Here is a 22,739-nt window from a genome sequence, read left to right as displayed (position 1 = left end):
ATGTTCGAACGCTTCGCCGCAGACGCCCGGGAGACCGTGGTCGGCGCCCAGGAGGTCGCGCGGGAGCGCGGCGACGACACCATCGACGGGGTGCACCTGCTCCTGTCGCTCGCCCGGCAGGAGGGCGGCGCCGGGGCGGCCGCGCTCGGTGCGGTCGGCGTGAGTCCGGCCGACCTCGAGCGCGAGGTCGACGCGGCCGGCGGGCTCGACCCGCTCGACGGCCCCGCGCTCGCGGCGCTCGGGATCGACCTGGACCAGGTCCGGGCCCGCACGGACGCCGCGTTCGGCCCCGGCGCGCTCGACCGGGCAGGGAACGAGGCGAGGGGCCGCGGGCGCCGTCGAAGCCGCTCGCACGTCCCGTTCACTCCCGAGGCGAAGAAGGTGCTCGAGCTCTCGCTCCGCGAGGCGGTGCACGACGCGTCGCGCGTGATCGACTCGGGCCACGTCCTCGCGGCCGTCGCGCGCAGCACGGGCTCGACGGCGCACCGGGCGCTCACCGGCGCGCTCAAGGCCGCCGGGTCCGACGACGCCGGGCTGCGCGCGGCGCTCGCGACCCGCCACCGCGCGGCGTCCTGACCGGCACGCAGCGCCGCACGTCGCGGTCGGGCCAGGGACGGGACGGGCGGCCGACGGCAGCGTCACGGCAGGCTCCTCGGGCTCGGTCGTCCTGCCACGGGAGGACCGGGCGCGCGCTCGTGCCCGACGACGGGCTGACGCCCCGCGGCGCCCGGCGCACCTACCGTCGGGGTGTGCCCGACCAGACTGCGCTCCCCCGCCGCTCGGACGCCCGCTCCGACGCCCCCGCCCTCCGCACGCGCTCCGCGCCGAGCCGCCACGCCGGCGCCCCGGCGCCCGGTGGACAGCCATGGGTGCGGGGCGCCGTCGTGCTCGCCGCGAGCTTCCTGCTCGGCGGCCTCACGTCCTACGCCCAGGGCTTCCTGCCCGACGCGGCGGCCCCCTTCGCGAACTCGGCGAGCGGCTGGACCCTGCTCACCGCGATCCTCGTCGCCTGGGCCGCGCGCGACGCGCGGACCCGGACCTGGCACGCCGCCGTGCTGGGCGCGGCGAGCTTCGTGCTGCTCACCCTCGGGTACACGGTCGCCGCCGACCTGCGTGGGTTCTTCTACGACCCGACGCTGTTCGGGGTGGTCGGTCTGGTCGTCGGCCCGTTCGTCGGGGTCGCGGCGGCGTGGCTGTGGCGCGCAGGGGTGCGCGCGGCTCTCGGCACGGCGGTGCTCGCGGGCATCGGCCTCGGCGAGTCGGTGTACGGGCTCACCACGGTCGTCGAGACGACGGGCGCCACGTACTGGGTCGTGATCGGGCTCGCGTCGCTCGTCCTGCTCGCCGCGATGCTGGCCCGGCGCCTGCGCGGCCCCGTCCCGGTGGCCGTCGCCGCGGGAGGCACCGCCGTCGTCGCCACGGCGTTCGTCCTCGCCTACCGCGCGCTCGGCACCATCGGCTGACGCGGCAGACGTCCCACGCGCACAGGGCGCGCGACCGGCCGGTCGCGCGCCCTGTGTGTCGGCGCGCGGCGCGTCGGGGCGTGGAGCGTCAGAGCTTCGTGACGGGCGAGTACCGCAGCAGCAGCCGCTTGGTCCCGTCCGCGCCGAAGTCGATCTTCGCGACGGCGTTCGGCCCCGCGCCCTCGAGCGAGACGACCGTCCCGAGCCCGTACGCGTCGTGCGTGACCTTGTCGCCGACGGCGAGGTTCGGCACGTCCCCGTCGGCCCGCGGCGTCGCCGACCCGAACTTCGCCCCGCCGGACGGCGAGCCGAACGCGGCGCGGGCAGGGGCCGACGACGACGGGTCGTGGCGGGTCTGGCGGGAGCGGCCCGAGGAACGAGGGCCGCGGATGGTAGACCCGTCGTCGTCGGCGCCTGTCCGCGCCCCCGACCCGAATCCGGAACGCGAACCGGACCACGAGCCCGAGCCCGAGCCGCGGCCCCAGACGGACCCGCCCGCGCGCAGCGTCGCCATCGACGACTCGCGCCGCCGCCAGTCCCACAGCTCCTCGGGGATCTCCTCGAGGAACCGGCTCGGCGGGAACTCGTTCGCCATGCCCCACGCGGAGCGCACCGCGGACCGCGACACGTAGAGCCGCTCGCGCGCGCGGGTGATGCCCACGTAGGCGAGGCGGCGCTCCTCGGCGAGCTCGGCGTCGTCGTGCAGGGACCGCATGTGCGGGAACGTGCCGTCCTCCATGCCGGTGAGGAAGACGACGGGGAACTCGAGGCCCTTCGCGGTGTGCAGCGTCATGAGCGTGACGACGCCCGGGTCCTCCTTTTCCTCCCCCTCGGCGTCCTCGTCGTCGCCGTCGTCCCCGGGGATCTGGTCCGCGTCGGCGACGAGCGAGACGCGCTCGAGGAAGTCGGACAGCGTGCCCTCGGGGTCGAGCTCGCTGAACTCCGTCGCGACGGCGTGCAGCTCGGCGAGGTTCTCGACGCGCGTCGCGTCCTGCGGGTCGTCGCTCGCGCGCAGCTCGGCGAGGTAGCCCGTGCGGTCGAGGACGGCGCCGAGGATCTCGGACGGGCTCGCGCCGGAGTCCGCGAGCTCGCGCAGCCCCGTCATGAGCTCCGCGAAGGCGCGCAGCGGGTTGAGCGTGCGGTTCGTCAGGCCGGGGATCTCGTCGATGCGGGCGAGCGCCGCGCCGAACGAGATGCGCTCGCGGTCCGCGAGCGCCGCGACGGCACCCTCGGCGCGGTCGCCGAGACCGCGCTTGGGCACGTTGAGGACGCGGCGCAGGTTGACGTCGTCGTCGAGGTTGTCGATCGCGCGCAGGTACGCCACGGCGTCCTTGACCTCGCGCCGCTCGTAGAAGCGCGTGCCGCCGACGACCTTGTACGGCAGGCCGACGCGGATGAGCACCTCCTCCAGCGCCCGGGACTGCGCGTTCGTGCGGTAGAAGACCGCGACGTCGCCGGGGCGCACGCCCTCGGTGTCGCCGAGGCGGTCGATCTCCTCCGCGACGAACCGCGCCTCCTCGTGCTCGTTGTCGGCGACGTAGCCGATGACCTTCGCGCCCGCGCCCGAGTCCGTCCACAGGCGCTTGGGCTTGCGGTCGGGGTTGCGCGAGATGACGGCGTTGGCGGCCGAGAGGATGTTCTGGGTCGAGCGGTAGTTCTGCTCGAGCAGGATGGTCCGGGCGTCCGGGTAGTCGGCCTCGAACTCGAGGATGTTGCGGATCGTCGCGCCGCGGAACGCGTAGATCGACTGGTCGGCGTCGCCGACGACCGTGAGCTCGGCCGGGTCGAGCGCCGGGACCTGCGCCTCGCCCGTGCCGCTCGTCGCCGCGTCGGTCGCCGCGGAGTCCTCCCCCACGCCCGCGAGCTCGCGCACGAGCACGTACTGCGCGTGGTTGGTGTCCTGGTACTCGTCGACGAGCACGTGGCGGAACCGGCGGCGGTAGTGCTCGGCGACCGCGGGGAACGCCTGCAGCAGGTTCACCGTGGTCATGATGATGTCGTCGAAGTCGAGCGCGCTGGCCGCGACGAGACGGGCCTGGTAGCGCGTGTAGACGTCGGCGAGCACCTGGTCGAACTCGGGCACGTTCGCGCCGTGCTGGCCGGCTCGCGCCGCGAGGCCGTCGTCCGTCGCGTGGGCGCCGGAGTCGCGCGCGTAAGTCTCGGGGTCGATGAGCTCGTTCTTGAGGTCCGAGATCTTGTTGGCGAGCGACCGGGCCGGGTACTTCTTCGGGTCCAGGTCGAGCTCGCGCGTGACGAGGGTGATGAGCCGCTGGGAGTCCGCGGCGTCGTAGATCGAGAAGCTCGACCGCAGGCCGAGCGTCTTCGCCTCGCGCCGCAGGATGCGCACGCACGCCGAGTGGAACGTGGAGACCCACATGTTCCGCGCCGACGGCCCGACGAGCGCCTCGACGCGCTCGCGCATCTCGGCCGCGGCCTTGTTGGTGAACGTGATCGCGAGGATCTGGCCCGCGCGCGCCCGGCCCGTGGCGAGCAGGTGCGCGATGCGGTGCGTCAGCACGCGCGTCTTGCCCGACCCGGCGCCCGCGACGATGAGCAGCGGCCCGCCCGCGTGGACGACGGCCTCGCGCTGCTGCGGGTTGAGCCCGTCGAGCAGAGCGTCGGGGTCGAGGTGCGCGTACCGCCCGCGGCGCTCGCCCGACGGCGCACCGCCGGTCGTGCCCGGCGCGCCGTCCCCGGCGGGCGACCCCGCGCCGTCGGGCACGGCCGGGTCGTCGGTCCAGCGCGGGGCGGTCCGCGGGAGGCGGGACTCGCCGCCGTGGTCGACGCGCGGGCCGTCGAACAGCGTGTCGAGGCCGGGCAGCGGGAGGTTCTCGAAGAGCGAAGCCATAGCCCCTCCAGCCTAGGCGCCCGCGCCCACACCCGGCACCGCCCGACCGACGCGTCCGCCGACGGTCCTCACCGGCGGGTCGTGCCGATGAGTCCTGCCGCCCGGCCCGGTCTCTCCTTCGTCCGCCGCACGTGCGCGCAGCACGGCCCGCACCACGAAGGAGTCCCCATGACGACGACGCACCTCACGGGCGTGCACACCGTCGCGATCCCGGTCACCGACCAGGACCGCGCGCTCGCCTACTACACCGGGACGCTCGGCTTCGAGCTCCGCATGGACGGCGAGCTCCAGGAGGGCTTCCGCTGGATCGAGGTCGCGCCCCCGGGCGCCGGGACGTCCGTCGCGCTCGTCCCGGCCGACGACAGCCGCGGCGCGGGCGTCGACACCGGCATCCGCCTCACGACGACGGACGCCGCGGGCGACCACGCGACGCTCACCGCGGCGGGCGCGGACACAGGCGAGCTCCTGCGCTGGGAGGGGGTCCCGCCGATGTTCGCGCTGCGCGACGCCGACGGCAACACCCTCTACGTGATGGGGCTCCCCGGCTGACCGGGGACACCCCCGGGTCACGTGATCGCGAGCCCGACGCCCCACGTCGCGGCGGCGAGGAGCCCGCCGAGGAGCTGGACGAGGATCGTGATGCCGGTCGCCTGCATCGCGGCGACCGTCGCGCGCCAGGCGGCGCGCCGGTCGCGGCGGCGCACGAGCTCGGCGAGGAACACGGCGAGCACGAACCCGATGAAGAGCCCGACCACCGGGATGACGAAGAACCCGACGACGCCAGCAATCCCGCCCCACACGAGGGTCGACCACGGGACGTCCGCCCGGCGCATGTGCCGGCCCGCGAGGACGTACTGCGACACCTCGGCGGCGACGACGAGCACGGCCGCGACCGCGAAGACGACCCAGGCGGCCGTGCCGCCCGTGACGATCGCCCACACGAGGATCGCCCCGAGCACGAGCACGTTCCCGGGCAGGATCTGCACGACGATCCCGATCAGCCCGACCAGGATCGCCAGCCCGACGAGGACCTCTCCACCGACGCTCACGGGGGAAACCCTCGCACGTCCGGCGCGCTACGCACGCCCCGCGGGCGGGACCAGCCGGGGGTGCGCGACGCCGTCGACCACCCACGAGCGGATCATCGCGCTGAACAGGTCGGGGTCCTCCGCGCTCCACTGGTGGTGCATGCCGGGCGCCAGGCGGACGGCGGCGTCCGGCACCCGGCGGGCGATCGTCCCGAGCGCGGAGCGCGCGGCGCGCAGGTCGCGCGAGCCCGCGACGGCGAGGATGCGCGTACCCGACGCCTCGAGGCCGGTCGGCCAGCAGCCGCCGTAGACGTCGCGCAGGGTGCGGGCCATGTTGTCGCGGCGGATCGCGAGGCCGGACCGGACGAAGAGGTCGCGCGCGTCGGCGGGGAGGCGGAAGGCTCGCGCCTGCGCCTCCCAGTACCAGCGCCGGTCCCACACCCGGAGCTGCGCGCGCCCGACGGCGACGGCGAGCCCGGGCACGCCGTCGACCGCCGCGCCGGACGCGAGGACGGAGCGCACGAGCCCGGGGTGCCGTGCCGCGACCCGGAGGGCGACGATCCCGCCGTACGACAGCCCGACGAGGTGCACGGCCCGGCCCGCGGGCAGAGCCGCGACGAGGGCGGCCACGTCGTCGGCGGTGGCGTCCAGCGACACGACGTCCTCGGCCGCCCGGGACCCGAAGCCGGGCAGGTCCGGCGTCCGGACGTCGAGGTCGGCGAGGTGCTCGACCTGCGGCTCCCACATCCACGACGCGACGTTGCCGCCGTGCAGGAGGACGACGGTGGCGGCGCCCGGCCCCGTCCCGTCGGGCGGCGTCGCAGGGTGGCGCCCGACGGCGTCCGGCGTGGTCACGGGAGCACCTGCCGCTCGGTCTCGTCGAGCCACGCGAGCTCGGTCCGGGCGTGCGCGAGGCCGTGGCGGAGCGTCGCGAGGCGCAGGGCGAGCCCGCGGGTGCCGCGGACGCGGTCGGCGTCAGGACCGCCGTCGGCGAGGACGGCGGCGATGCGCTCCTGCTCGGCGGTGAGCGCCGCGACCGCCTCCTCCGCCTGCGCGCGGCGGGACGCGAGGAGCTCCGCGACGCCTGTGTCGTCGAGCTGGTCGGCGAAGAACAGCCGCCCGAGGAAGGGCTCACGCGCGTCCTCCGGCTCGAGCGGCGCGGCGAGCCAGTCGCGGAGCGCCGCGCGGCCCGCGGCGGTGATCGTGTGGACCTTGCGGTCGGGGTAGCTCTCCTGCGGCACGACCTCCACCTCCGCGAGGCCCGCGTCGACGAGGGCCGCGAGCGTGCGGTAGAGCTGCGAGCGGTCCGCGGCCCAGAAGTGGTGCACGGAGGTGTCGAACGCGCGCTTGAGGTCGTAGCCGGTCATGGGCCGGACCGTGAGGAGCCCGAGCACGAGGAACCGAAGGACCATGCGACTAGTGGACCATGCACCTAGCAGCGGGTCAACGCCTCGGAGACGACGACGGCCCGCCGACGCGGGGCGTCGACGGGCCGGGGTCGGTGGTGCGGTCAGTTCCAGAACACGGCGACGAGGATGTTGACGAGGGTCAGGCCGCCGATGGCGTGCTTGAGGCCCGGCGCCACGGCGCCGTCGGAGGACTTGGCCCCCTGGCGCTTGGCGACGAACGCGAGGACGGCGATGACGAGGGCGACGACCAGCTTGACGCCGATCTTGGCCATGTCCGGGCCGCCATCGCCCCAGACCGAGGCCTCGCCGATCCCGACCATGGCGATCCCCGCGACGAGCGCGGTGAGCGCCCCGTGGAAGACGCCCTTGTACAGGCCCGGCGAGCGCAGGGACGCGAGGTAGCCACCGAGCACGATGGCCCACCCGATGAAGTGCAGCGCGACGAAGACGTTGTAGAGGAACTCCATGACCCCATGGTATTTGCTGACGACCGTGTCGTGAAACTTTGCACAAGGTGAGATACGCCCGGTGATCTACGGCGCTCGACAAAGCAGACCGAAACGGTCTACTATTTCCGGTTTCCCACCATGCGGACCGGGGCTGTCCACGCGCCCGGACCGCGGCTACTGTTCTCGGCATGACCACGGCTGCCCGCACCCTCCTCGTGACCTCCGGTCACGGGACGCCGGCGTGCGCGCACACGTGTCTGAGCTGTTGTCGCTGAACCGCGCCCGACTCAGCGCGAGCCGTCGCTCGCCTCTCTTCCCGAGAACCCCTGAGAACCGGCGCGCGCCGTCGGTCCTCAGCCACTCGCAGCATCCTCGCTGAGCGCTCGCCGTCGCGCGTCCCCGCCCCCCAACGAGGACACGAGGAACCCCGATGACGCAGGCACCGACTGCGCCCGAGGCCACGGACGGCAGCACTCCTCCCGCCCGTCCGCCGCGGACCGCCGAGCGCCCCGCGCGCGCCGCTCGACCGAACGGGCAGTGGAAGGTCGACGGCACCGAGCCGCTCAACGCGAACGAGAAGTGGAAGCAGGAGGACGGCGGCCTGTCCGTCCGCGAGCGCATCGAGACGATCTACGCGCGCGACGGCTTCGACTCCATCCCCGGCGACGACCTGCACGGACGCTTCCGCTGGTGGGGCCTGTACACGCAGCGCAAGCCCGGGATCGACGGCGGCCGGACCGCGACGCTCGAGCCGCACGAGCTCGAGGACCGGTACTTCATGCTCCGGGTCCGCATCGACGGCGGGGCGCTCACGACCGAGCAGCTGCGCGTCGTCGCGGGCATCTCGACGGAGTTCGCCCGCGACAGCGCGGACATCACCGACCGCCAGAACATCCAGCTCCACTGGGTCGAGGTCGAGGACGTCCCCGAGATCTGGCGCCGCCTGGAGTCCGTCGGGCTGCAGACGACCGAGGCGTGCGGCGACGTGCCGCGCGTCGTGCTCGGCAGCCCCGTCGCGGGCATCGCCGCCGACGAGCTCATCGACATCGGCCCGGCGGTCGCGGGGATCACCGAGAAGTACATCGGCGTCCCCGAGCTCGCGAACCTGCCCCGCAAGTTCAAGACGGCGCTCACCGGCCACCCGAGCCAGGACGTCGTCCACGAGATCAACGACGTCGCGTTCGTCGCGCACCGCCACCCCGAGCTGGGTGTCGGGTTCGACCTGTGGGTCGGCGGCGGGCTGTCCGCGAACCCGCGTCTCGGGGAGCGCCTGGGGGCGTTCGTCACCGAGGAGCAGGTGCCCGACGTGTGGCACGGCGTCGTGCAGATCTTCCGCGACTACGGCTACCGCCGGCTGCGCAACAAGGCGCGCCTGAAGTTCCTGCTCGCCGACTGGGGGCCGGAGAGGTTCCGCGAGGTCCTCGAGACCGAGTACCTCGGGTACGCGCTGCCCGACGGCCCCCCGGCGCCCAAGCCGTCCGTCCCCGGCGACCACGTGGGCGTGCACAAGCAGAAGGACGGGCTCAACTACGTCGGGGCGGCGCCGTACGTCGGGCGCGTGTCCGGCACGATCCTCGCGAACGTCGCCGACCTCGCGGAGTCGGTCGGGTCGCACCGCGTGCGCCTCACCCCGCACCAGAAGCTCCTGGTGCTCGACGTGCCGGACGAGCACGTCGAGCACGTCGTGTCGACGCTCAAGGAGAACGGCCTCGACGCCCGGCCGAGCCCGTTCCGGCGCAGCACGATCGCGTGCACCGGCATCGAGTACTGCAAGCTCGCGATCGTCGACACGAAGGACACCGCGACCGCGACGATCGACGAGCTCGAGCAGCGGCTCGGGGACCTGTCCCAGATGAAGCCGCTCTCCCTGCACGTCAACGGCTGCCCCAACTCGTGCGCGCGCATCCAGACGGCGGACATCGGCCTCAAGGGCCAGCTCGTCATGGACGACGACGGCCAGCAGGTCCCGGGCTTCCAGGTCCACCTGGGCGGTGGGCTGGCCTCCGACGACCGCGAGCTCGCGGGGCTGGGCCGGACCGTCCGCGGGCTCAAGGTGACCGCGGACGACCTCACCGACTACGTCGAGCGCGTCGTCCGGCGCTACGAGAGCGACAAGGACGGCTCCGAGACGTTCGCCGAGTGGGCGCACCGCGCGGACGAGGAGGCGCTCCGATGACCGCGGACCTGACCGGCGGGAGCGCCGCACCCGCGGGCACCGACCCGCTCGCGGCGCTGCGCGCCGCGGCGCGGGCCCGGACGGAGCAGCGCGAGGGCGCGAAGGCCGCGCACCACGCGGAGCGTGCGCGGCAGGCCGCGCAGGGCCGGGAGAAGCGCTCGACCGACGAGCTGCGCGAGATCGCGCGGCGCGGCGCCGAGGTGCTGCACGGCGTGGGCACGCCCGGCGTCGAGGGCGCCACGCGCCCGGAGGCGACCGCCGACGAGGTCGTCGCCTGGGCCGCACGCGAGTTCGGGACGTCCGTCGCGGTCGCGTGCTCCATGGCCGACGCGGTGCTCCCCCACGTCGTCGCGGCGCAGGTCCCCTGGGTCGACGTGCTCTTCCTCGACACGGGCTACCACTTCGCCGAGACCGTCGGGACGCGGGACGCCGTCGAGCAGCAGCTGGACGTGACGATCGTCGACGTCAGGCCCGACCTCACGGTCGCCCAGCAGGACGCGGCGCACGGCAAGGACCTGTTCGGTCGCGACCCGGCGCTGTGCTGCCAGCTGCGCAAGGTCGAGCCGCTGCACCGCACGCTCGCGGGCTACGAGGTGTGGGTCACGGGCGTGCGCCGCGACGAGGCGCCGACGCGGACCGGCACGCCGCTCGTCACGTTCGACGAGAAGAACGGGCTCGTGAAGATCAACCCGCTCGCGGCGTGGTCGTTCGACGACCTGCTCGCGTACGCGGCGCGGCACCAGGTGGTGCTCAACCCCCTGCTCCACGACGGCTACCCGTCGATCGGCTGCCAGCCGTGCACCCGGCGCGTCGCGCCGGGCGAGGACCCGAGGGCCGGCCGCTGGGCGGGGCTCGACAAGACAGAGTGCGGACTCCACGTATGAGGACGGGCATGACGACCATCGACCTGACGACCGACGCGCCGGGCTCCCCCGGCGCCTCCGCCGCCGCGGGCACGACCCCGGCCGCGGCGCTCCCCGGCGGGCGCCGCCTCGCCCAGCTCGACGCGCTCGAGAGCGAGGGCATCCACATCGTGCGGGAGGTCGTCGCCGAGTTCGAGCGACCTGTCCTGCTGTTCAGCGGGGGCAAGGACTCCGTGGTGATGCTCCACCTCGCGGTCAAGGCGTTCGCGCCCGGCCCGGTGCCGTTCCCCGTGCTGCACGTCGACACCGGGCACAACTTCCCCGAGGTCCTGGCCTACCGCGACGCGACGGCCGAGCGCCTCGGCCTGCGCCTCGAGGTGGCGCGCGTGCAGGACTACATCGACGACGGCCGGCTGCGCGAGCGCGCCGACGGCACGCGCAACCCGCTCCAGACGCAGCCGCTGCTCGACGCCATCTCGGGGCACCGGTTCGACGCCGTGTTCGGCGGCGGCCGTCGCGACGAGGAGAAGGCGCGCGCCAAGGAACGCGTGTTCTCCCTGCGCGACGAGTTCGGCCAGTGGGACCCGCGCAACCAGCGCCCGGAGCTGTGGAACCTCTACAACGGGCGGCACCGCCCGGGCGAGCACGTGCGCGTGTTCCCGCTGTCGAACTGGACCGAGCTCGACGTGTGGCGCTACATCGCGCGCGAGCGCATCGAGCTCCCCGCGCTCTACTACGCGCACGAGCGCGAGGTGTTCGACCGCGACGGGATGCTCCTCGCCGTCGGGCCGTACTCGGAGCCCCGCACGGATGCCGAGACCGCGTCGCTGCGGACGGAGACCGTGCGCTACCGGACGGTGGGCGACATGTCGTGCACCGGCGCCGTGCGCTCGGACGCGGCGGGCGTCGACGACGTCATCGCCGAGGTCGCCGCGACGCGCGTCACCGAGCGTGGCGCGACCCGCGCCGACGACCGCCTCTCCGAGGCCGCCATGGAGGACCGCAAGAAGGAGGGGTACTTCTGATGGGCACCCAGACCACCACCGGCACCGTCACCGCGGACGCGGCGCCCCCGCTCGACGACGCGCGCCGCGGCACGCTGCTGCGCCTCGCGACGGCGGGCTCCGTCGACGACGGCAAGTCCACGCTCGTGGGCCGCCTGCTGTTCGACTCGAAGTCGGTGCTCGCCGACCAGCTCGACGCGGTCGAGCGCGTCTCGCGCGACCGCGGGCTGGAGACCGCCGACCTCGCGCTGCTCACCGACGGCCTGCGCGCCGAGCGCGAGCAGGGCATCACGATCGACGTCGCGTACCGGTACTTCGCCACCGCGCGCCGCTCGTTCATCCTCGCCGACTGCCCCGGGCACGTGCAGTACACGCGCAACACCGTGACGGGGGCGTCGACGGCGGACGTCGTCGTGCTGCTCATCGACGCGCGCAAGGGCCTGCTGGAGCAGACGCGCCGCCACCTCGCGGTCGCGAGCCTCCTGCGCGTGCCGCACGTCGTCGTCGCGGTGAACAAGATCGACCTCGTCGACTACAGCGAGGCGCGCTACGCCGAGCTCGCCGCGGACATCCGGGCGGCGGCGACGTCGCTCGGCGTCGGCGACGTGCACACGATCCCCGTCTCGGCGCTCGTCGGCGACAACGTCGTGGACCGGGCGAGCGCGCGCACGCCCTGGTACGACGGCCCGAGCCTGCTCGAGCTGCTCGAGGAGCTCCCGACGGGCGACGACCCGGAGGCCGAGGCGTTCCGCTTCCCCGTCCAGGTCGTCATCCGCCCGCAGGCCGCGGCCGACGAGCGCTACCGCGACTACCGCGGGTACGCCGGGCAGGTCGCGTCGGGCGTCGTGACGGTCGGCGACGAGGTCGTGGTGCTGCCCTCCGGGCGCCGCACGACGGTCGTCGGGATCGACACCGCCGACTCCCTCGCGAGCGGCACGGAGCTCGCCGAGGCGTTCGCCCCGCAGTCGGTGACGATCCGCCTCGCCGACGACGTGGACGTCGCGCGCGGCGACCTCCTCGCGTCCGCGGCCGAGGCCCCCGACGTCACGCAGGACGTCGAGGGCACGGTCGCGTGGCTGGGCGACCGTCCGCTCCTGCCCGGCGCGCGCGTGCTGCTCAAGCACACGACCCGCACCGTGCAGGCCGTGGTGCGCGACGTCGTCGGGCGCCTCGACCTGGACACGGCCGAGCTCGAGCCCGCCGAGCGCCTGGAGCTCAACGACATCGGCCGCGTGACGCTGCGGCTCGCGTCGCCCGTCGCGGCCGAGGAGTACGTCGTGGCGCGCCGCACGGGCGCGTTCCTGCTCGTCGACGCCCAGGACGGCGGCACGCTCGCCGCCGGCATGGTCGGTGACGCGCTCGCCGCCGCCCGCCGGCCGGCCGAGCGTCCCGGCTCCTACGCCATCTAGCTCCTTCGCCACCGAGACCGAGACCGAGGCCGGAACCGTGACCGTACCCACCCACGAGACGTACCCCCTGGGCCTGCGTCTCGACGGCCGTCGCGTCGTCGTCGTCGGCGGCGGGCCCGTCGCCGCACGCCGCGCGCGAGGCGTCCTCGACGCGGGCGCGGTCGTGACCGTCGTCGCGCCGTACGTGTGCGAGGACCTCGCCGAGCTGCTCGCGGCCCACGGCCCGGGGGCCGCCGGTCACGCGGCGCACGCCCCGGCGGCGGTCCCGGCGCGGGACGCCCGGCTCTCCTGGGTGCGGCGCGACTACCTCACGGGCGACCTCGACGGCGCGTGGCTCGTCCACACCGCGACGGGCGACGCCCGCGTCGACGCCGAGGTAGCGGCCGACGCCGAGGCGGACCGCGTCTTCTGCGTCACCGCGGGCGACGCCGAGCGCGCGACCGCGTGGGTCCCGGCCGTCGCGCGCACGGTCGTGCCGGGCTCCTCCTCCGGGGCAGGGGAGGCCGAGGTCACGGTGGCCGTCAACGCCGGTCGCGACCCGCGGCGCGCCCAGCGCGTGCGCGACGCCGTCGCGGTGCTCCTCGAGACGGGCGAGCTCCCGCTGCGTGCGGTGCGGCCGGCACGCGCCGTCGTCGCGGGGTCTGGCGACGCCGGGCACGAGGCCACTGCCGCGGGGGCCGTCACGGCGCCGCTCGTGCGGCCCGTGGGCTCCGTCGCCCTCGTCGGCGGGGGCCCGGGCGACGCGGGCCTGATCTCCGTGCGCGGGCGCCGGGTGCTCGCGGAGGCCGACGTCGTCGTGGTCGACCGGCTCGCGCCGCGCGCGCTGCTCGCCGAGCTCGGCGACGACGTCGTCGTGGTGGACGTCGGCAAGACGTCGGGCAACCACCCCGTGCCGCAGGACGAGATCAACCGGATCCTCGTGCACCACGCGCTCGTGGGGAAGCGGGTCGTCCGGCTCAAGGGCGGCGACCCGTACGTGTTCGGACGGGGTGGCGAGGAGCTCGACGCGTGCCGCGCCCACGGCGTCCCGGTGGAGGTCGTGCCCGGCGTGACGAGCGCCGTCTCCGTGCCCGCCGCCGCGGGCATCCCGGTGACGCACCGGGGCCTGTCGCGCGGGTTCACCGTGCTCACGGGGCACGAGGACGTCGGGAAGGTCCCCGCGGCGCGCGATCACACCGTCGTCCTGCTCATGGGTGTCTCGCGCCTCGCGGAGACCGCCGAGGCGCTCGTCGCGCAGGGCCGCTCGCCCGACACGCCGGTCGCGGTGGTCGAGGACGGCTACGGCCCGCGCCAGCGGACGACGGTCGGGACGCTCGCGACCATCGCCGAGCGGGCCCGCGAGGCCGGAGTGCGGCCCCCGGCCGTGACCGTCGTCGGCGACGTGGTCACCCTCTCCCCCGCCTGGCCGCCCCGCACCCCGCCCGCCCCGCGCTGAGTGCATGAAACAGTCGCCCTCGGATCCGTTCCGCGCGACTGTTTCCCGCACTCAGCGGTGGGCGGGGCTCAGAGGAGGCGGCGCTGGGCCGCCCAGCGGGTGAGCTCGTGACGGGACGACAGCTGGAGCTTACGCAGGACCGCGGAGACGTGGGTCTCGACGGTCTTGATCGAGATGAACAGCTCCGACGCGACCTCGCGGTACGTGTACCCGCGCGCGATGAGGCGCATGACCTCCTGCTCGCGCGCGGAGAGCCGGTCGAGCTCGTCGTCGTGCACGGCGACGTCGCCCGCGCCCGTGCCGAACGCGTCGAGCACGAAACCCGCGAGCCGCGGCGAGAACACCGCGTCGCCGCCCGCGACCTGCCCGACGGCGGCCGACAGGTCCGGCCCCGAGATCGCCTTCGTCACGTACCCGCGCGCGCCGGCGCGGATGACCGCGACGACGTCCTCCGCGGCGTCGGACACGGACAGCGCGAGGAACCGCACGTCGCCCAGCACGTCGGCGCAGCGCTGGATGACCTCCGCGCCCCCGCCGCCGTTCCCGCCGGGCAGGTGCACGTCGAGCAGCACGACCGGCGGCCGCAGCTCGTGCACGCGCGTGACCGCCGACCCCACGTCGTCCGCCTCGCCCACGACCGTGACGAGCGCCGGGTCGAGGCTCGCGCGCACACCGGCCCGGAACATGTGGTGGTCGTCGACGAGCACCACGGGCACCGGCCCGGTGGCGGGTGCGCCGTCGGGCGTCGCGCTGGGGATGGTCGTCACGGGGTCTCCTCGCTCGGTGCGGTCCGCGCCGGGCCGGGGTCCGTCGGCACGTCCGTCGACACGGCCCGCGGCACGCGCAACCGTACCTCGGTGCCCCACCCCGGCCTGCTGATGATCTCGGCCTTGCCCCCGCGGCGCTGCACGCGCCCGAGGATCGACTCGCGCACCCCGAACCGGTCGGGGGCGACGTCGTCCATGTCGAAGCCTTCGCCCCGGTCGCGGACGAACACCTCGACCGCGGCGTCGCTCACCTCGAGGTAGACGGAGTACGGCGGTCCGCCGTGCGCGACGGCGTTGACGAGCGCCTCGCGCGTCGCCTGGAGGAGCGCCGCCGTCTCCTGCGTCGGGGTGCAGTCCCCCACCACGACGACGTCGACGACAACGGGCCCCGGCTCGGGCGCACCGGGCGCCGCGCCGATCGGCTCGGCGCGCCGGCCCACGCGCCCGTCCTCGACCTCCGCGACGAGCGCGCGCAGCTCGGCGGCGAGCGACGTCCCCGGCGAGGGGCGGTCGTCGTAGAGCCACTCGCGCAGCTCGCGCTCCTGGGCGCGCGCGAGGCGCGCGACGGTGTCGGCGTCGGAGGACCGGGCGCGGATGAGGGCGAGCGTCTGGAGCACGGAGTCGTGCAGGTGCGCGGCGATGTCGGCCCGCTCGGCCTCGCGCGCCCGGGCGGCGCGCTCGTCGCCGAGCTCGCGCACGAGCCGCAGCCACCACGGAGCGAGCACGATCGCGACGCCGGCGAGCACCGCGACCGCGGCCACCGCGGCGCGCACGACCTGGGTGGGCCGCGCGTCCTGCCCCACGAGCAGCACGATGCCGACGAGCACGAGCACGACGCCGCCCGCGATGCGCACGACGCCGGCGGGCGTGCGCCCGCCCGCCCGCGTGAGCAGCCGCCCCCGCTCGACGGCGTCGAGCTGGCTCCACGCGAGCGCCGCGCCCGCGAGCGCGATGAGCACGGGGATGACCCAGGAGACCTCGACGTCGACGCCCGTGCGCAGCGCCACGAGCAGCGCGGCGCCGCCCAGGAGGACGACGCCGATCGCGACGTCGCGCACGGGCAGGCGCCGCACGCTCCCCTGGAGGCGCGGCGCGAGCCGGGACAGCGAGGCGGGGCGCTGCTCGTCGCGCGCGGCCAGCGGGTCGCCGGACGGGACGGTGAGCCACCAGAACACGTACAGCGCGACGCCCGCGCCGCCCGCGAGCGCGAGGAGCGCCATGACGAGGCGCACGACCCCGACGCCGACGCCGAGGTGCGCCGCGAGGCCCGCGCACACGCCACCCACCCACCGGCCGCGCTCGGGGCGGCGCAGCGGCAGGTCGCGCGGTCGGGCGCCGGGCCGGGCTGCTGTCGTCACCCCCCGATCGTCACACGGCGCGGACGCCTCGAGCGCCCTCGGGCGGGGAAACCAGGGTCGGGCCCCGGACGGTTCAGGGTCGGGTCAGGGTGGCACCCGATACCGGCGGCGCGCCCCGCGCACCAGCATGGTGGTCATGAGCACTCCCGACCTCCCCGGACCCGGCGCCCAGCCCGGGAGCTCCGGCGGCGACACCGAGACACCCGGCGCGCAGCCCGGCACCGTCCCCCCGGGGCCGAGCGACCCCGACCACGGCGGCGGACCGGGCTGGACCGGCCCCGCCGGCCCGCCCCCGGGTGCACCGGGCGCGGCGCCGGGCGAGCCGCCCCGGCGTCCGAGCGGCGCCGACGGCTTCTTCGACGCGGTGCGCCGCGTCGGCATCTACCGGTCGGACGACCGCTGGATCGGCGGCGTCGCGTCCGGTGTCGCGGAGCGCTTCGGGATCGACCCGCTCGTCGTGCGCGGCCTGCTGTTCGTGACGTTCTTCCTCACCGGCGCCGGGCTCGTCCTGTACGGCGCGGCGTGGGCGCTGCTGCCCGAGCGTCGCGACGGCCGCATCCACCTTCAGGAGGCGTTCCGCGGCAACGTCGACGTCGCGCTGCTCGGCGCCGCGGCGTTCGTCGTGGTCGGGTTCTCGTGGGGCGGCGGCTGGTGGTCGTGGTGGGACGCGCTCCACCTCGGCTGGCTGACCGGCCTGTTCTGGGTCGCGGCCTTCGTCACCGTGGCGGTCGTCGCGGTCTCGGCGCTCACGCAGCGCGGCCCCCGCGGTGGCCAGGGCACGCCTCCGCAGGCTCCGCCGTGGCCGGGCGGTCCGGGTCACGGCCCGGGTGGTCCGGGTCACGGCCCGGGCGGCGCCGGTCCGGCGCAGGGCCCGTACGCCCCGGGCCACGGCCCGACGGCGACCCCCGGCGCCCCCGCGGGCGGCGCACCCTCGGACGCCCCGTGGGGCAGCCCCGGCCCGACGTACCCGGGCGGCCCGACGACGTCCGGCACCCCCGGCGGGTCGCCCGTGGGCGGTGCGCCGACGGGGACGCAGGACGACGCGGTCTGGTCGGCGGAGGCGAGCCCGTACGCCGCCCCCGCGCCCGGCGTGACCGCGCCCCTCCCCCCGCACGCGCCGTACGCCCCGTCCCCGCAGGGCGGCGCACCGCAGCCGCCGCTCCCTCCGCAGGCCGCGCGGGCCCCGCGCCCGCCGAAGCCCCCGCGCCCGCGCGGCCCGGGGGCGACGACGACCGGCGTCGTCGTCGGGCTGAGCCTCCTCCTGGGGGCGCTGCTCCTCGTGCTCGACCGCCAGGGCGCGCTGCCCTGGCCGGTGTTCCTGACCTGGGCGGGCCTCAGCGGGATCCTCGCGGGCCTCGCGATCGTGGTCAGCGGGCTCCGGGGCCGGACGAGCGGCGGCCTCGGCTGGCTCGCGGTGGTCCTGCTCGTCGTCGCGCTCCCCGCCTCGGCGTGGCGCACGACCCCGTTCACCGTGTTCGTCGACGACTCCGTGCGGACCGTCACCGACGGCACGCACCGCATCACCGACCCCGAGGTCGCCGAGCAGGGGTTCGGCGTGTCGTTCGGCGACCCGCGCATCGACCTGTCCGACCTGGACCTGTCTGACGCGACCGCCGGCTCGCCCGTCGAGGTCCCCGTCCGGCTCGGCGCGGGCGACGCGACGGTCGTCGTGCCGGACGGCGTCCCCGTCCGCGCCGAGGTCCAGGTGCTCGCGGGCAACGCGCGCTGGCACGTGGACGGCGACCGTCAGGAGATCGGCGGGGTCAGCACGCAGCCGGTGACGTTCGACAACGACGAGGTTCAGGCGGGCGACGACCCGCTGCTCGTGCTGCAGGTCGAGGTCGGCGCCGGCCAGGTCACGATCGAGGAGGACTGATGAACGACGAGAACCGCCGCGACGACGACACGCGGCCGCTCGGGGACGAGCTGTTCGACCCCGCCCCCGCGCAGGGCCCCGAGCCGGCTCAGCAGCAGGAACGCCGGGAGGCGTCCGGGACGGACGCGACGGTCCCGCTCCCCGCCGTGACGCCCGCGGCCGACGCCCGCGCGACGACCCCGCTCCCGGCCGCGGCACCGTCCACCGACACCGGGGCCACGACGCCGCTGCCCGCCATGCCGCCGGCCGACCCGCTGTCGGTCGACGGACCGTCCGCCGACGCGCCGCCCGTGGGTGCCCCGCCGGCCGGGGCACCACCCGTCGGGGCGCCGTCCGTCGGTGCGCCGTCCGTCGGTGCGCCGTCCGTCGGTGCGCCGCTCTACGGCGCGGCCCCGACGACGTCGGGCGCCGCCCCGTCGCCCACGGGCGGGGCGCCCGGCGCGGGCGGAGGGCCCGGCGCGGGCGGGGTCGCGGACCCCGGCCCGCTCCCGCGCCGCGGCCCGCGCGTCGCGACGATCGTGTGGGGCTTCGTCATCGTCGCCTTCGCCGTCGTGGTGCTCGCGGCCGCGCTCGGTGCCCGGGTCGACCTGGGGCTCGCGACGATCGTCGTGCTCGCCGCGGCGGGGGTCACGCTCGTCGTCGGGTCGATCGTCTCCGGGGCACGACGCCGCCGGGGCTGAGCCGCACCGGGACCTCCGGGTACGCCGAGGGCCGTGGCACGTCGTGCCACGGCCCTCGGTGTGCCCGAGCGACGCCGCCCCGCACGCTCTCCCCGGTGCGACCCGGTGGGAGCGGGTCCTCGGCGCCCGGACGGGCTGCCGGGACGGTCAGGGGGTCGGCTCGTCGCCCCGCCGCGTCGGGCCGTCGGCCCGGTGCTCGGGCGTGGTCGGCCCGGTCGTCGTCGTGGGGGTGTCGGGCGACGCCGCGGGCGAGGAGCCCGGAGCGCTCGGCGTGCCCGTCCCGGCGGCACCGGTCGGCTCGACGGGCGTCGCGGTCGTGCCGGGAGCGGCCGCGCGGGCCTCGGCGCCGGGTGTCGAGAGCGCGGAGGGGCGGCCCGGGGAGGTCGGCTCGGGACGCACGGGAGGCGCCGTAGGCGACGGCTCGACGTGCCCCGGCGTGGCGTGCGCGGGCGCGGCGTGCCGACCGGCGTCCGACAGGTCGCCCGACGACGAGTAGCCGCCCGGGGTCTCGACGGCGACGCTCGGCCCGCCCGCGAGCCGGCGCAGCGCGATGCCGACGAGGATGAACAGGATGCCCAGCCCGATGACGAGCGCGCACACCCCGAACGCGACGACGGACGTGAACAGCGACGCGCGCAGGAACGAGGCGGTCATGACGGTCTGGCGCGTCGGGTCGTCCTGGTCGAGCTCGGCGTAGGTCTTGCCGTCGCTCGCCTCGAGCGCGTGCTTGTTGATGACCTCGGCCTGCGCATACGCGGTGAGCGGCCCGTTGACGTGGCGCCCCGCGAGGAACGACGCGTCGTCGGAGACGGTGATCTCCTCGGCGGACAGCTGGTTCGACACGACGATCCATGTGCCGATGCCCGCGAGGAGAAGGATGATGCCCGCGACGATCGACACGAGGCCGATGCCCCGTGCCCCCTTCGTCGGTGTGACGGTGACGGTGCTCGACATGGCGCGTTCTCCCCTTCGTCAGGACCCACCTGCAGCCGCCCGCGCGAGACGGCCCGCGGGTGCGGGCCGGTCACGGGACGGTCGAACCACCCATACGGGGCCCACGGTAGCGACGGGAGACGCCCACCGCGCGGCGAACGCGCACCTCAGGGCGGGCGCGGCGACGACCGCGCGGCCCGCCGGGGCCGGGATGGGAGGATGCGGTCCGTGCGCATCACCCACCTGACCGACTGCTACCTGCCGCTGCTCGGCGGCATCGAGACCCAGGTCGCGCGGCTCGCGCAGCAGCAGGCGGCCGCCGGTCACGACGTCGCGGTCGTCTGCACGACGCCCGCGCGCCCCGGCGCGCACGGCGTGTCGACCGAGCGGGACGGTGACGTCACGGTGCACCGGCTCGCCGCGCGCGTCCCGGGCGGCTACCCCGTGCACCCGCGCGCGCCGCACCACGTGGCGCAGGTCCTGCGGACCGAACCGCCCGACGTCGTGCACCTGCACATGGGCGTGCTGACGCCCTCCACCCAGGCGTCGCTGCGGACGGTCGTGCGCGCGGGGCTGCCCGCGGTGCTCACCGTGCACAGCGTCTGGGGCGGCGCGGAGCGCGCGTTCGCCGGGCTCGACCGCGTGGTCCGCTGGTCCCGCTTGCCCGTGCTGTGGTCGGCCGTGAGCGAGCTGACCGCCGCTCCCCTGCGCCGCATCGTCGGCGACCACGGCGAGGTCGTGGTGCTGCACAACGGCCTCGACCTCGACGCGTGGCGCGTCCCGCGCACCGAGCGCGCCGACCGCATGGAGGGCTCGGCCGTCCACGTCGTGGCCGCGACGCGGTTCGCGCCCCGCAAGCGCGTGCTGCCGTTCCTCGAGGTCGTGCGCGACGCCGTCGCGCGCCTCCCCGAGGGGGCGCTGCACGTGACGCTCGCCGGGGACGGCCCCGAGCTGGCCGACGCGCGGCGCTTCGTCACCGAGCACGGGCTGGGGTCGGTCGTGTCGCTCCCCGGCCGCCTCGACGCGACAGGCCTCCAGCGGCTCTACGCGCGCGCCGACGTGTTCGCCGCGCCCGCCGTCGAGGAGGCGTTCGGCATCGCCGCGCTCGAGGGCCAGGCCGCCGGGCTGGCGGTGCTCACGCGCTCGCAGTCGGGCGTCGCGGAGCGCCTCACCGACGGCGTCGACGCGCTCGTGGCCGACGACGACGCGGGCCTCGCCGACGCGCTCGTACGCCTCGCGACCGAGGACGGCCTGCTCGACCGGATCGTCGCCCACAACCGGGACGTGCCGTCGTCGGCGGGCTGGCCGCGCGTGCTCGCCGACGTGGAGCGGGCATACGAACGGGCCGCGACGATCGCCGTGGATCGTCGGGCCCGCCCGTCCCGCTAGGGGGTCACTCCCACTCGATGGTGCCCGGGGGCTTGCTCGTCACGTCGAGCACGACGCGGTTGACCTCGGAGACCTCGTTGGTGATGCGCGTCGAGATGACGGACAGCACGTCGTAGGGCAGGCGCGTCCAGTCGGCCGTCATCGCGTCCTCGGACGAGACGGGGCGCAGCACGATCGGGTGGCCGTAGGTGCGGCCGTCGCCCTGGACGCCGACCGAGCGGACGTCGGCGAGCAGCACGACCGGGCACTGCCAGATCTCCTGGTCGAGGCCGGCCTTCGTGAGCTCCTCGCGCGCGATCGCGTCGGCGGCGCGCAGCGTCTCGAGGCGGTCCGCCGTGACCTCGCCGACGATGCGGATGCCCAGCCCGGGGCCCGGGAACGGCTGCCGCGCGACGATCTCCTCGGGCACGCCGAGCTCGCGGCCGACCGCGCGGACCTCGTCCTTGAACAGGGTGCGCAGCGGCTCGACGAGCGAGAACTGCAGGTCGTCGGGCAGGCCGCCCACGTTGTGGTGGCTCTTGATGTTCGCCGCGCCCTCGCCGCCGCCGGACTCGACGACGTCCGGGTAGAGCGTGCCCTGCACGAGGAACTTCACCTCGGCGCCGTGCTCGCCCGCGTCCTCGACGATCTGGCGCGCCGCGTCCTCGAACACGCGGATGAACTCGCGACCGATGATCTTGCGCTTGGTCTCCGGGTCGCTGTGCCCGGCGAGCGCGGTGAGGAACCGCTCCTTCTCGTCGCGGATCACGAGGTTGACGCCCGTCGCCGCGACGAAGTCGCGCTCGATCTGCTCGACCTCGCCCGCGCGCATCAGCCCGTGGTCGACGTGCACGCACGTGAGCTGGTCGCCCACCGCGCGCTGCACGAGCGCCGCGGCGACGGCGGAGTCCACGCCGCCCGAGAGGGCGCAGATGACGCGCGCGTCGCCGACCTGGGCGCGGATCGCCGCGACCTGGTCCGCGATGACGTTGCCGGGCGTCCAGTCCGGGGCCAGGCCCGCGCCGTCGTACAGGAAGTGCTCCAGCACCGTCTGGCCGTGCGCGGAGTGCTTGACCTCCGGGTGCCACTGCACGCCGTAGAGGCGACGCTCGCGGTCCTCGAACGCGGCGACCGGCGAGCCCGACGACGTCGCGAGGACCTCGAAGCCCTCGGGCGCGCGGTGCACGGCGTCGCCGTGGCTCATCCACGTGGTCTGGTTCTGCGGCGTGCCGTCGAGCAGCACGCCCGCGGCGCACACCTCGACCTCGGTGCCGCCGTACTCGCGCAGGCCCGTCTGGGCGACCTCGCCGCCGAGGGCCTTCGCCATGGCCTGGAAGCCGTAGCAGATGCCCATGACGGGCACGCCGGCCTCGAACAGCGCCGGGTCGACGAACGGGGCACCCGTGGCGTACACGGACGAGGGACCGCCCGAGAGGATGATCGCGGCTGGGTCCTTGGCGAGCATCTGCTCGACCGTGAAGGTGTGCGGCACGATCTCGGAGTAGACCTTGGCCTCGCGCACGCGGCGCGCGATGAGCTGCGCGTACTGGGCGCCGAAGTCGACGACGAGCACGGGCCGCGGGGTCGAGGCCACCTCGGCGGTGGTGGGGGTGTCGGGAGCGGTGGCGGGTGACGTCACCCGTCCAGGATAGTCGCCGTGCGGCGGGGCTCGT

The 22,739-nt window shown here is 75.7% G+C and carries 20 protein-coding genes; 11 read left to right on the top strand and 9 right to left on the bottom strand.

Annotated elements, in window-relative coordinates:
- Together GWJ10_RS00855 and GWJ10_RS00850 are read left to right on the top strand one after the other, a co-directional pair.
- Positions 1–576: a Clp protease N-terminal domain-containing protein gene (locus GWJ10_RS00855; RefSeq protein ID WP_163184497.1), complete on the top strand. Its 576-nt coding sequence runs from the start codon at positions 1–3 to the stop codon at positions 574–576.
- 173 nt (positions 577–749) lie between these two features.
- Positions 750–1,463, top strand: coding sequence for a DUF6518 family protein (locus tag GWJ10_RS00850; RefSeq protein WP_241005611.1), 714 nt, complete (start codon positions 750–752; stop codon positions 1,461–1,463).
- An 88-nt stretch (positions 1,464–1,551) separates the two neighbouring features.
- On the opposite strand, the gene pcrA is transcribed toward GWJ10_RS00850, so the two are convergent.
- Entirely contained in the window at positions 1,552–4,311 is a 2,760-nt protein-coding gene (pcrA, locus tag GWJ10_RS00845; protein WP_163184496.1) for a DNA helicase PcrA, read from the bottom strand.
- Positions 4,312–4,479: 168 nt separating this feature from the next.
- Between pcrA and GWJ10_RS00840 the strand changes: the two genes are divergently transcribed.
- A complete protein-coding gene (locus GWJ10_RS00840) occupies positions 4,480–4,860 on the top strand; it encodes a VOC family protein (protein ID WP_076405118.1) in 381 nt (126 codons plus the stop codon).
- 17 nt (positions 4,861–4,877) lie between these two features.
- Here GWJ10_RS00840 and GWJ10_RS00835 read toward each other — a convergent pair whose 3' ends face one another.
- From GWJ10_RS00835 to GWJ10_RS00820, 4 genes are all read right to left on the bottom strand, one after another.
- Complete coding sequence (locus GWJ10_RS00835; RefSeq protein WP_076405117.1) at positions 4,878–5,360, bottom strand: DUF456 domain-containing protein; 483 nt, start codon at positions 5,358–5,360, stop codon at positions 4,878–4,880.
- A 27-nt stretch (positions 5,361–5,387) separates the two neighbouring features.
- Entirely contained in the window at positions 5,388–6,194 is an 807-nt protein-coding gene (locus GWJ10_RS00830) for an alpha/beta hydrolase (RefSeq protein ID WP_206158299.1), read from the bottom strand.
- On the bottom strand, positions 6,191–6,751 hold the full coding sequence (locus GWJ10_RS00825) for a PadR family transcriptional regulator (protein WP_163184495.1): 561 nt from the start codon (positions 6,749–6,751) through the stop codon (positions 6,191–6,193). Before GWJ10_RS00825 ends, GWJ10_RS00830 begins: the two co-directional genes overlap by 4 nt.
- 98 nt (positions 6,752–6,849) lie before the next feature.
- Positions 6,850–7,215 carry a hypothetical protein gene (locus tag GWJ10_RS00820; RefSeq protein WP_021482514.1) on the bottom strand — a complete coding sequence of 122 codons (366 nt, stop codon included), beginning with the start codon at positions 7,213–7,215 and terminating at the stop codon, positions 6,850–6,852.
- Between the two features lie 412 nt (positions 7,216–7,627).
- Between GWJ10_RS00820 and GWJ10_RS00815 the strand changes: the two genes are divergently transcribed.
- The 5 genes from GWJ10_RS00815 to cobA are packed head-to-tail and all read left to right on the top strand — an operon-like array spanning position 7,628 to position 14,084.
- Entirely contained in the window at positions 7,628–9,373 is a 1,746-nt protein-coding gene (locus GWJ10_RS00815) for a nitrite/sulfite reductase (RefSeq protein WP_163184494.1), read from the top strand.
- The gene (locus tag GWJ10_RS00810) at positions 9,370–10,257 is read left to right on the top strand and encodes a phosphoadenylyl-sulfate reductase (protein WP_163184493.1); all 888 of its coding nucleotides are present in this window, start codon (positions 9,370–9,372) and stop codon (positions 10,255–10,257) included. The genes GWJ10_RS00815 and GWJ10_RS00810 overlap by 4 nt, the downstream gene beginning before the upstream one ends.
- Before the next feature lie 8 nt (positions 10,258–10,265).
- Positions 10,266–11,261: a sulfate adenylyltransferase subunit CysD gene (cysD, locus tag GWJ10_RS00805; RefSeq protein WP_163184492.1), complete on the top strand. Its 996-nt coding sequence runs from the start codon at positions 10,266–10,268 to the stop codon at positions 11,259–11,261.
- Positions 11,261–12,649 (top strand): GTP-binding protein, encoded by a 1,389-nt coding sequence (locus tag GWJ10_RS00800; protein ID WP_163184491.1) that lies wholly within the window; start codon positions 11,261–11,263, stop codon positions 12,647–12,649. Before cysD ends, GWJ10_RS00800 begins: the two co-directional genes overlap by 1 nt.
- 37 nt (positions 12,650–12,686) lie before the next feature.
- Entirely contained in the window at positions 12,687–14,084 is a 1,398-nt protein-coding gene (gene cobA, locus GWJ10_RS00795; RefSeq protein ID WP_163184490.1) for a uroporphyrinogen-III C-methyltransferase, read from the top strand.
- Between the two features lie 68 nt (positions 14,085–14,152).
- Here cobA and GWJ10_RS00790 read toward each other — a convergent pair whose 3' ends face one another.
- Together GWJ10_RS00790 and GWJ10_RS00785 are read right to left on the bottom strand one after the other, a co-directional pair.
- On the bottom strand, positions 14,153–14,851 hold the full coding sequence (locus tag GWJ10_RS00790) for a response regulator transcription factor (protein ID WP_277394936.1): 699 nt from the start codon (positions 14,849–14,851) through the stop codon (positions 14,153–14,155).
- Positions 14,848–16,209, bottom strand: coding sequence for an ATP-binding protein (locus tag GWJ10_RS00785; protein ID WP_061266871.1), 1,362 nt, complete (start codon positions 16,207–16,209; stop codon positions 14,848–14,850). The genes GWJ10_RS00790 and GWJ10_RS00785 overlap by 4 nt, the downstream gene beginning before the upstream one ends.
- A gap of 136 nt (positions 16,210–16,345) precedes the next feature.
- On the opposite strand from GWJ10_RS00785, the gene GWJ10_RS19960 reads away from it, so the two are divergent.
- A complete protein-coding gene (locus tag GWJ10_RS19960; protein ID WP_163184489.1) occupies positions 16,346–18,085 on the top strand; it encodes a PspC domain-containing protein in 1,740 nt (579 codons plus the stop codon).
- A complete protein-coding gene (locus tag GWJ10_RS00775; RefSeq protein WP_163184488.1) occupies positions 18,085–18,765 on the top strand; it encodes a hypothetical protein in 681 nt (226 codons plus the stop codon). The genes GWJ10_RS19960 and GWJ10_RS00775 overlap by 1 nt, the downstream gene beginning before the upstream one ends.
- A gap of 147 nt (positions 18,766–18,912) precedes the next feature.
- Here GWJ10_RS00775 and GWJ10_RS20060 read toward each other — a convergent pair whose 3' ends face one another.
- Positions 18,913–19,719 carry a hypothetical protein gene (locus tag GWJ10_RS20060; RefSeq protein ID WP_346773808.1) on the bottom strand — a complete coding sequence of 269 codons (807 nt, stop codon included), beginning with the start codon at positions 19,717–19,719 and terminating at the stop codon, positions 18,913–18,915.
- Positions 19,720–19,926: 207 nt separating this feature from the next.
- On the opposite strand from GWJ10_RS20060, the gene GWJ10_RS00765 reads away from it, so the two are divergent.
- Positions 19,927–21,087, top strand: coding sequence for a glycosyltransferase family 4 protein (locus GWJ10_RS00765; protein WP_163184487.1), 1,161 nt, complete (start codon positions 19,927–19,929; stop codon positions 21,085–21,087).
- A gap of 4 nt (positions 21,088–21,091) precedes the next feature.
- Here the strand turns inward: GWJ10_RS00765 and guaA are convergent, their stop codons facing one another.
- Positions 21,092–22,705 (bottom strand): glutamine-hydrolyzing GMP synthase, encoded by a 1,614-nt coding sequence (gene guaA, locus GWJ10_RS00760; RefSeq protein ID WP_061268633.1) that lies wholly within the window; start codon positions 22,703–22,705, stop codon positions 21,092–21,094.
- Between the last annotated feature and the right edge of the window lie 34 nt (positions 22,706–22,739).

Origin of the sequence: Cellulosimicrobium sp. SL-1 (assembly GCF_011033075.1) — a bacterium.
GTDB lineage: Bacteria > Actinomycetota > Actinomycetes > Actinomycetales > Cellulomonadaceae > Cellulosimicrobium > Cellulosimicrobium funkei.
Note: the sequence above shows the minus strand (reverse complement) of the source record. Positions and strands in the feature narration are given on the sequence as shown.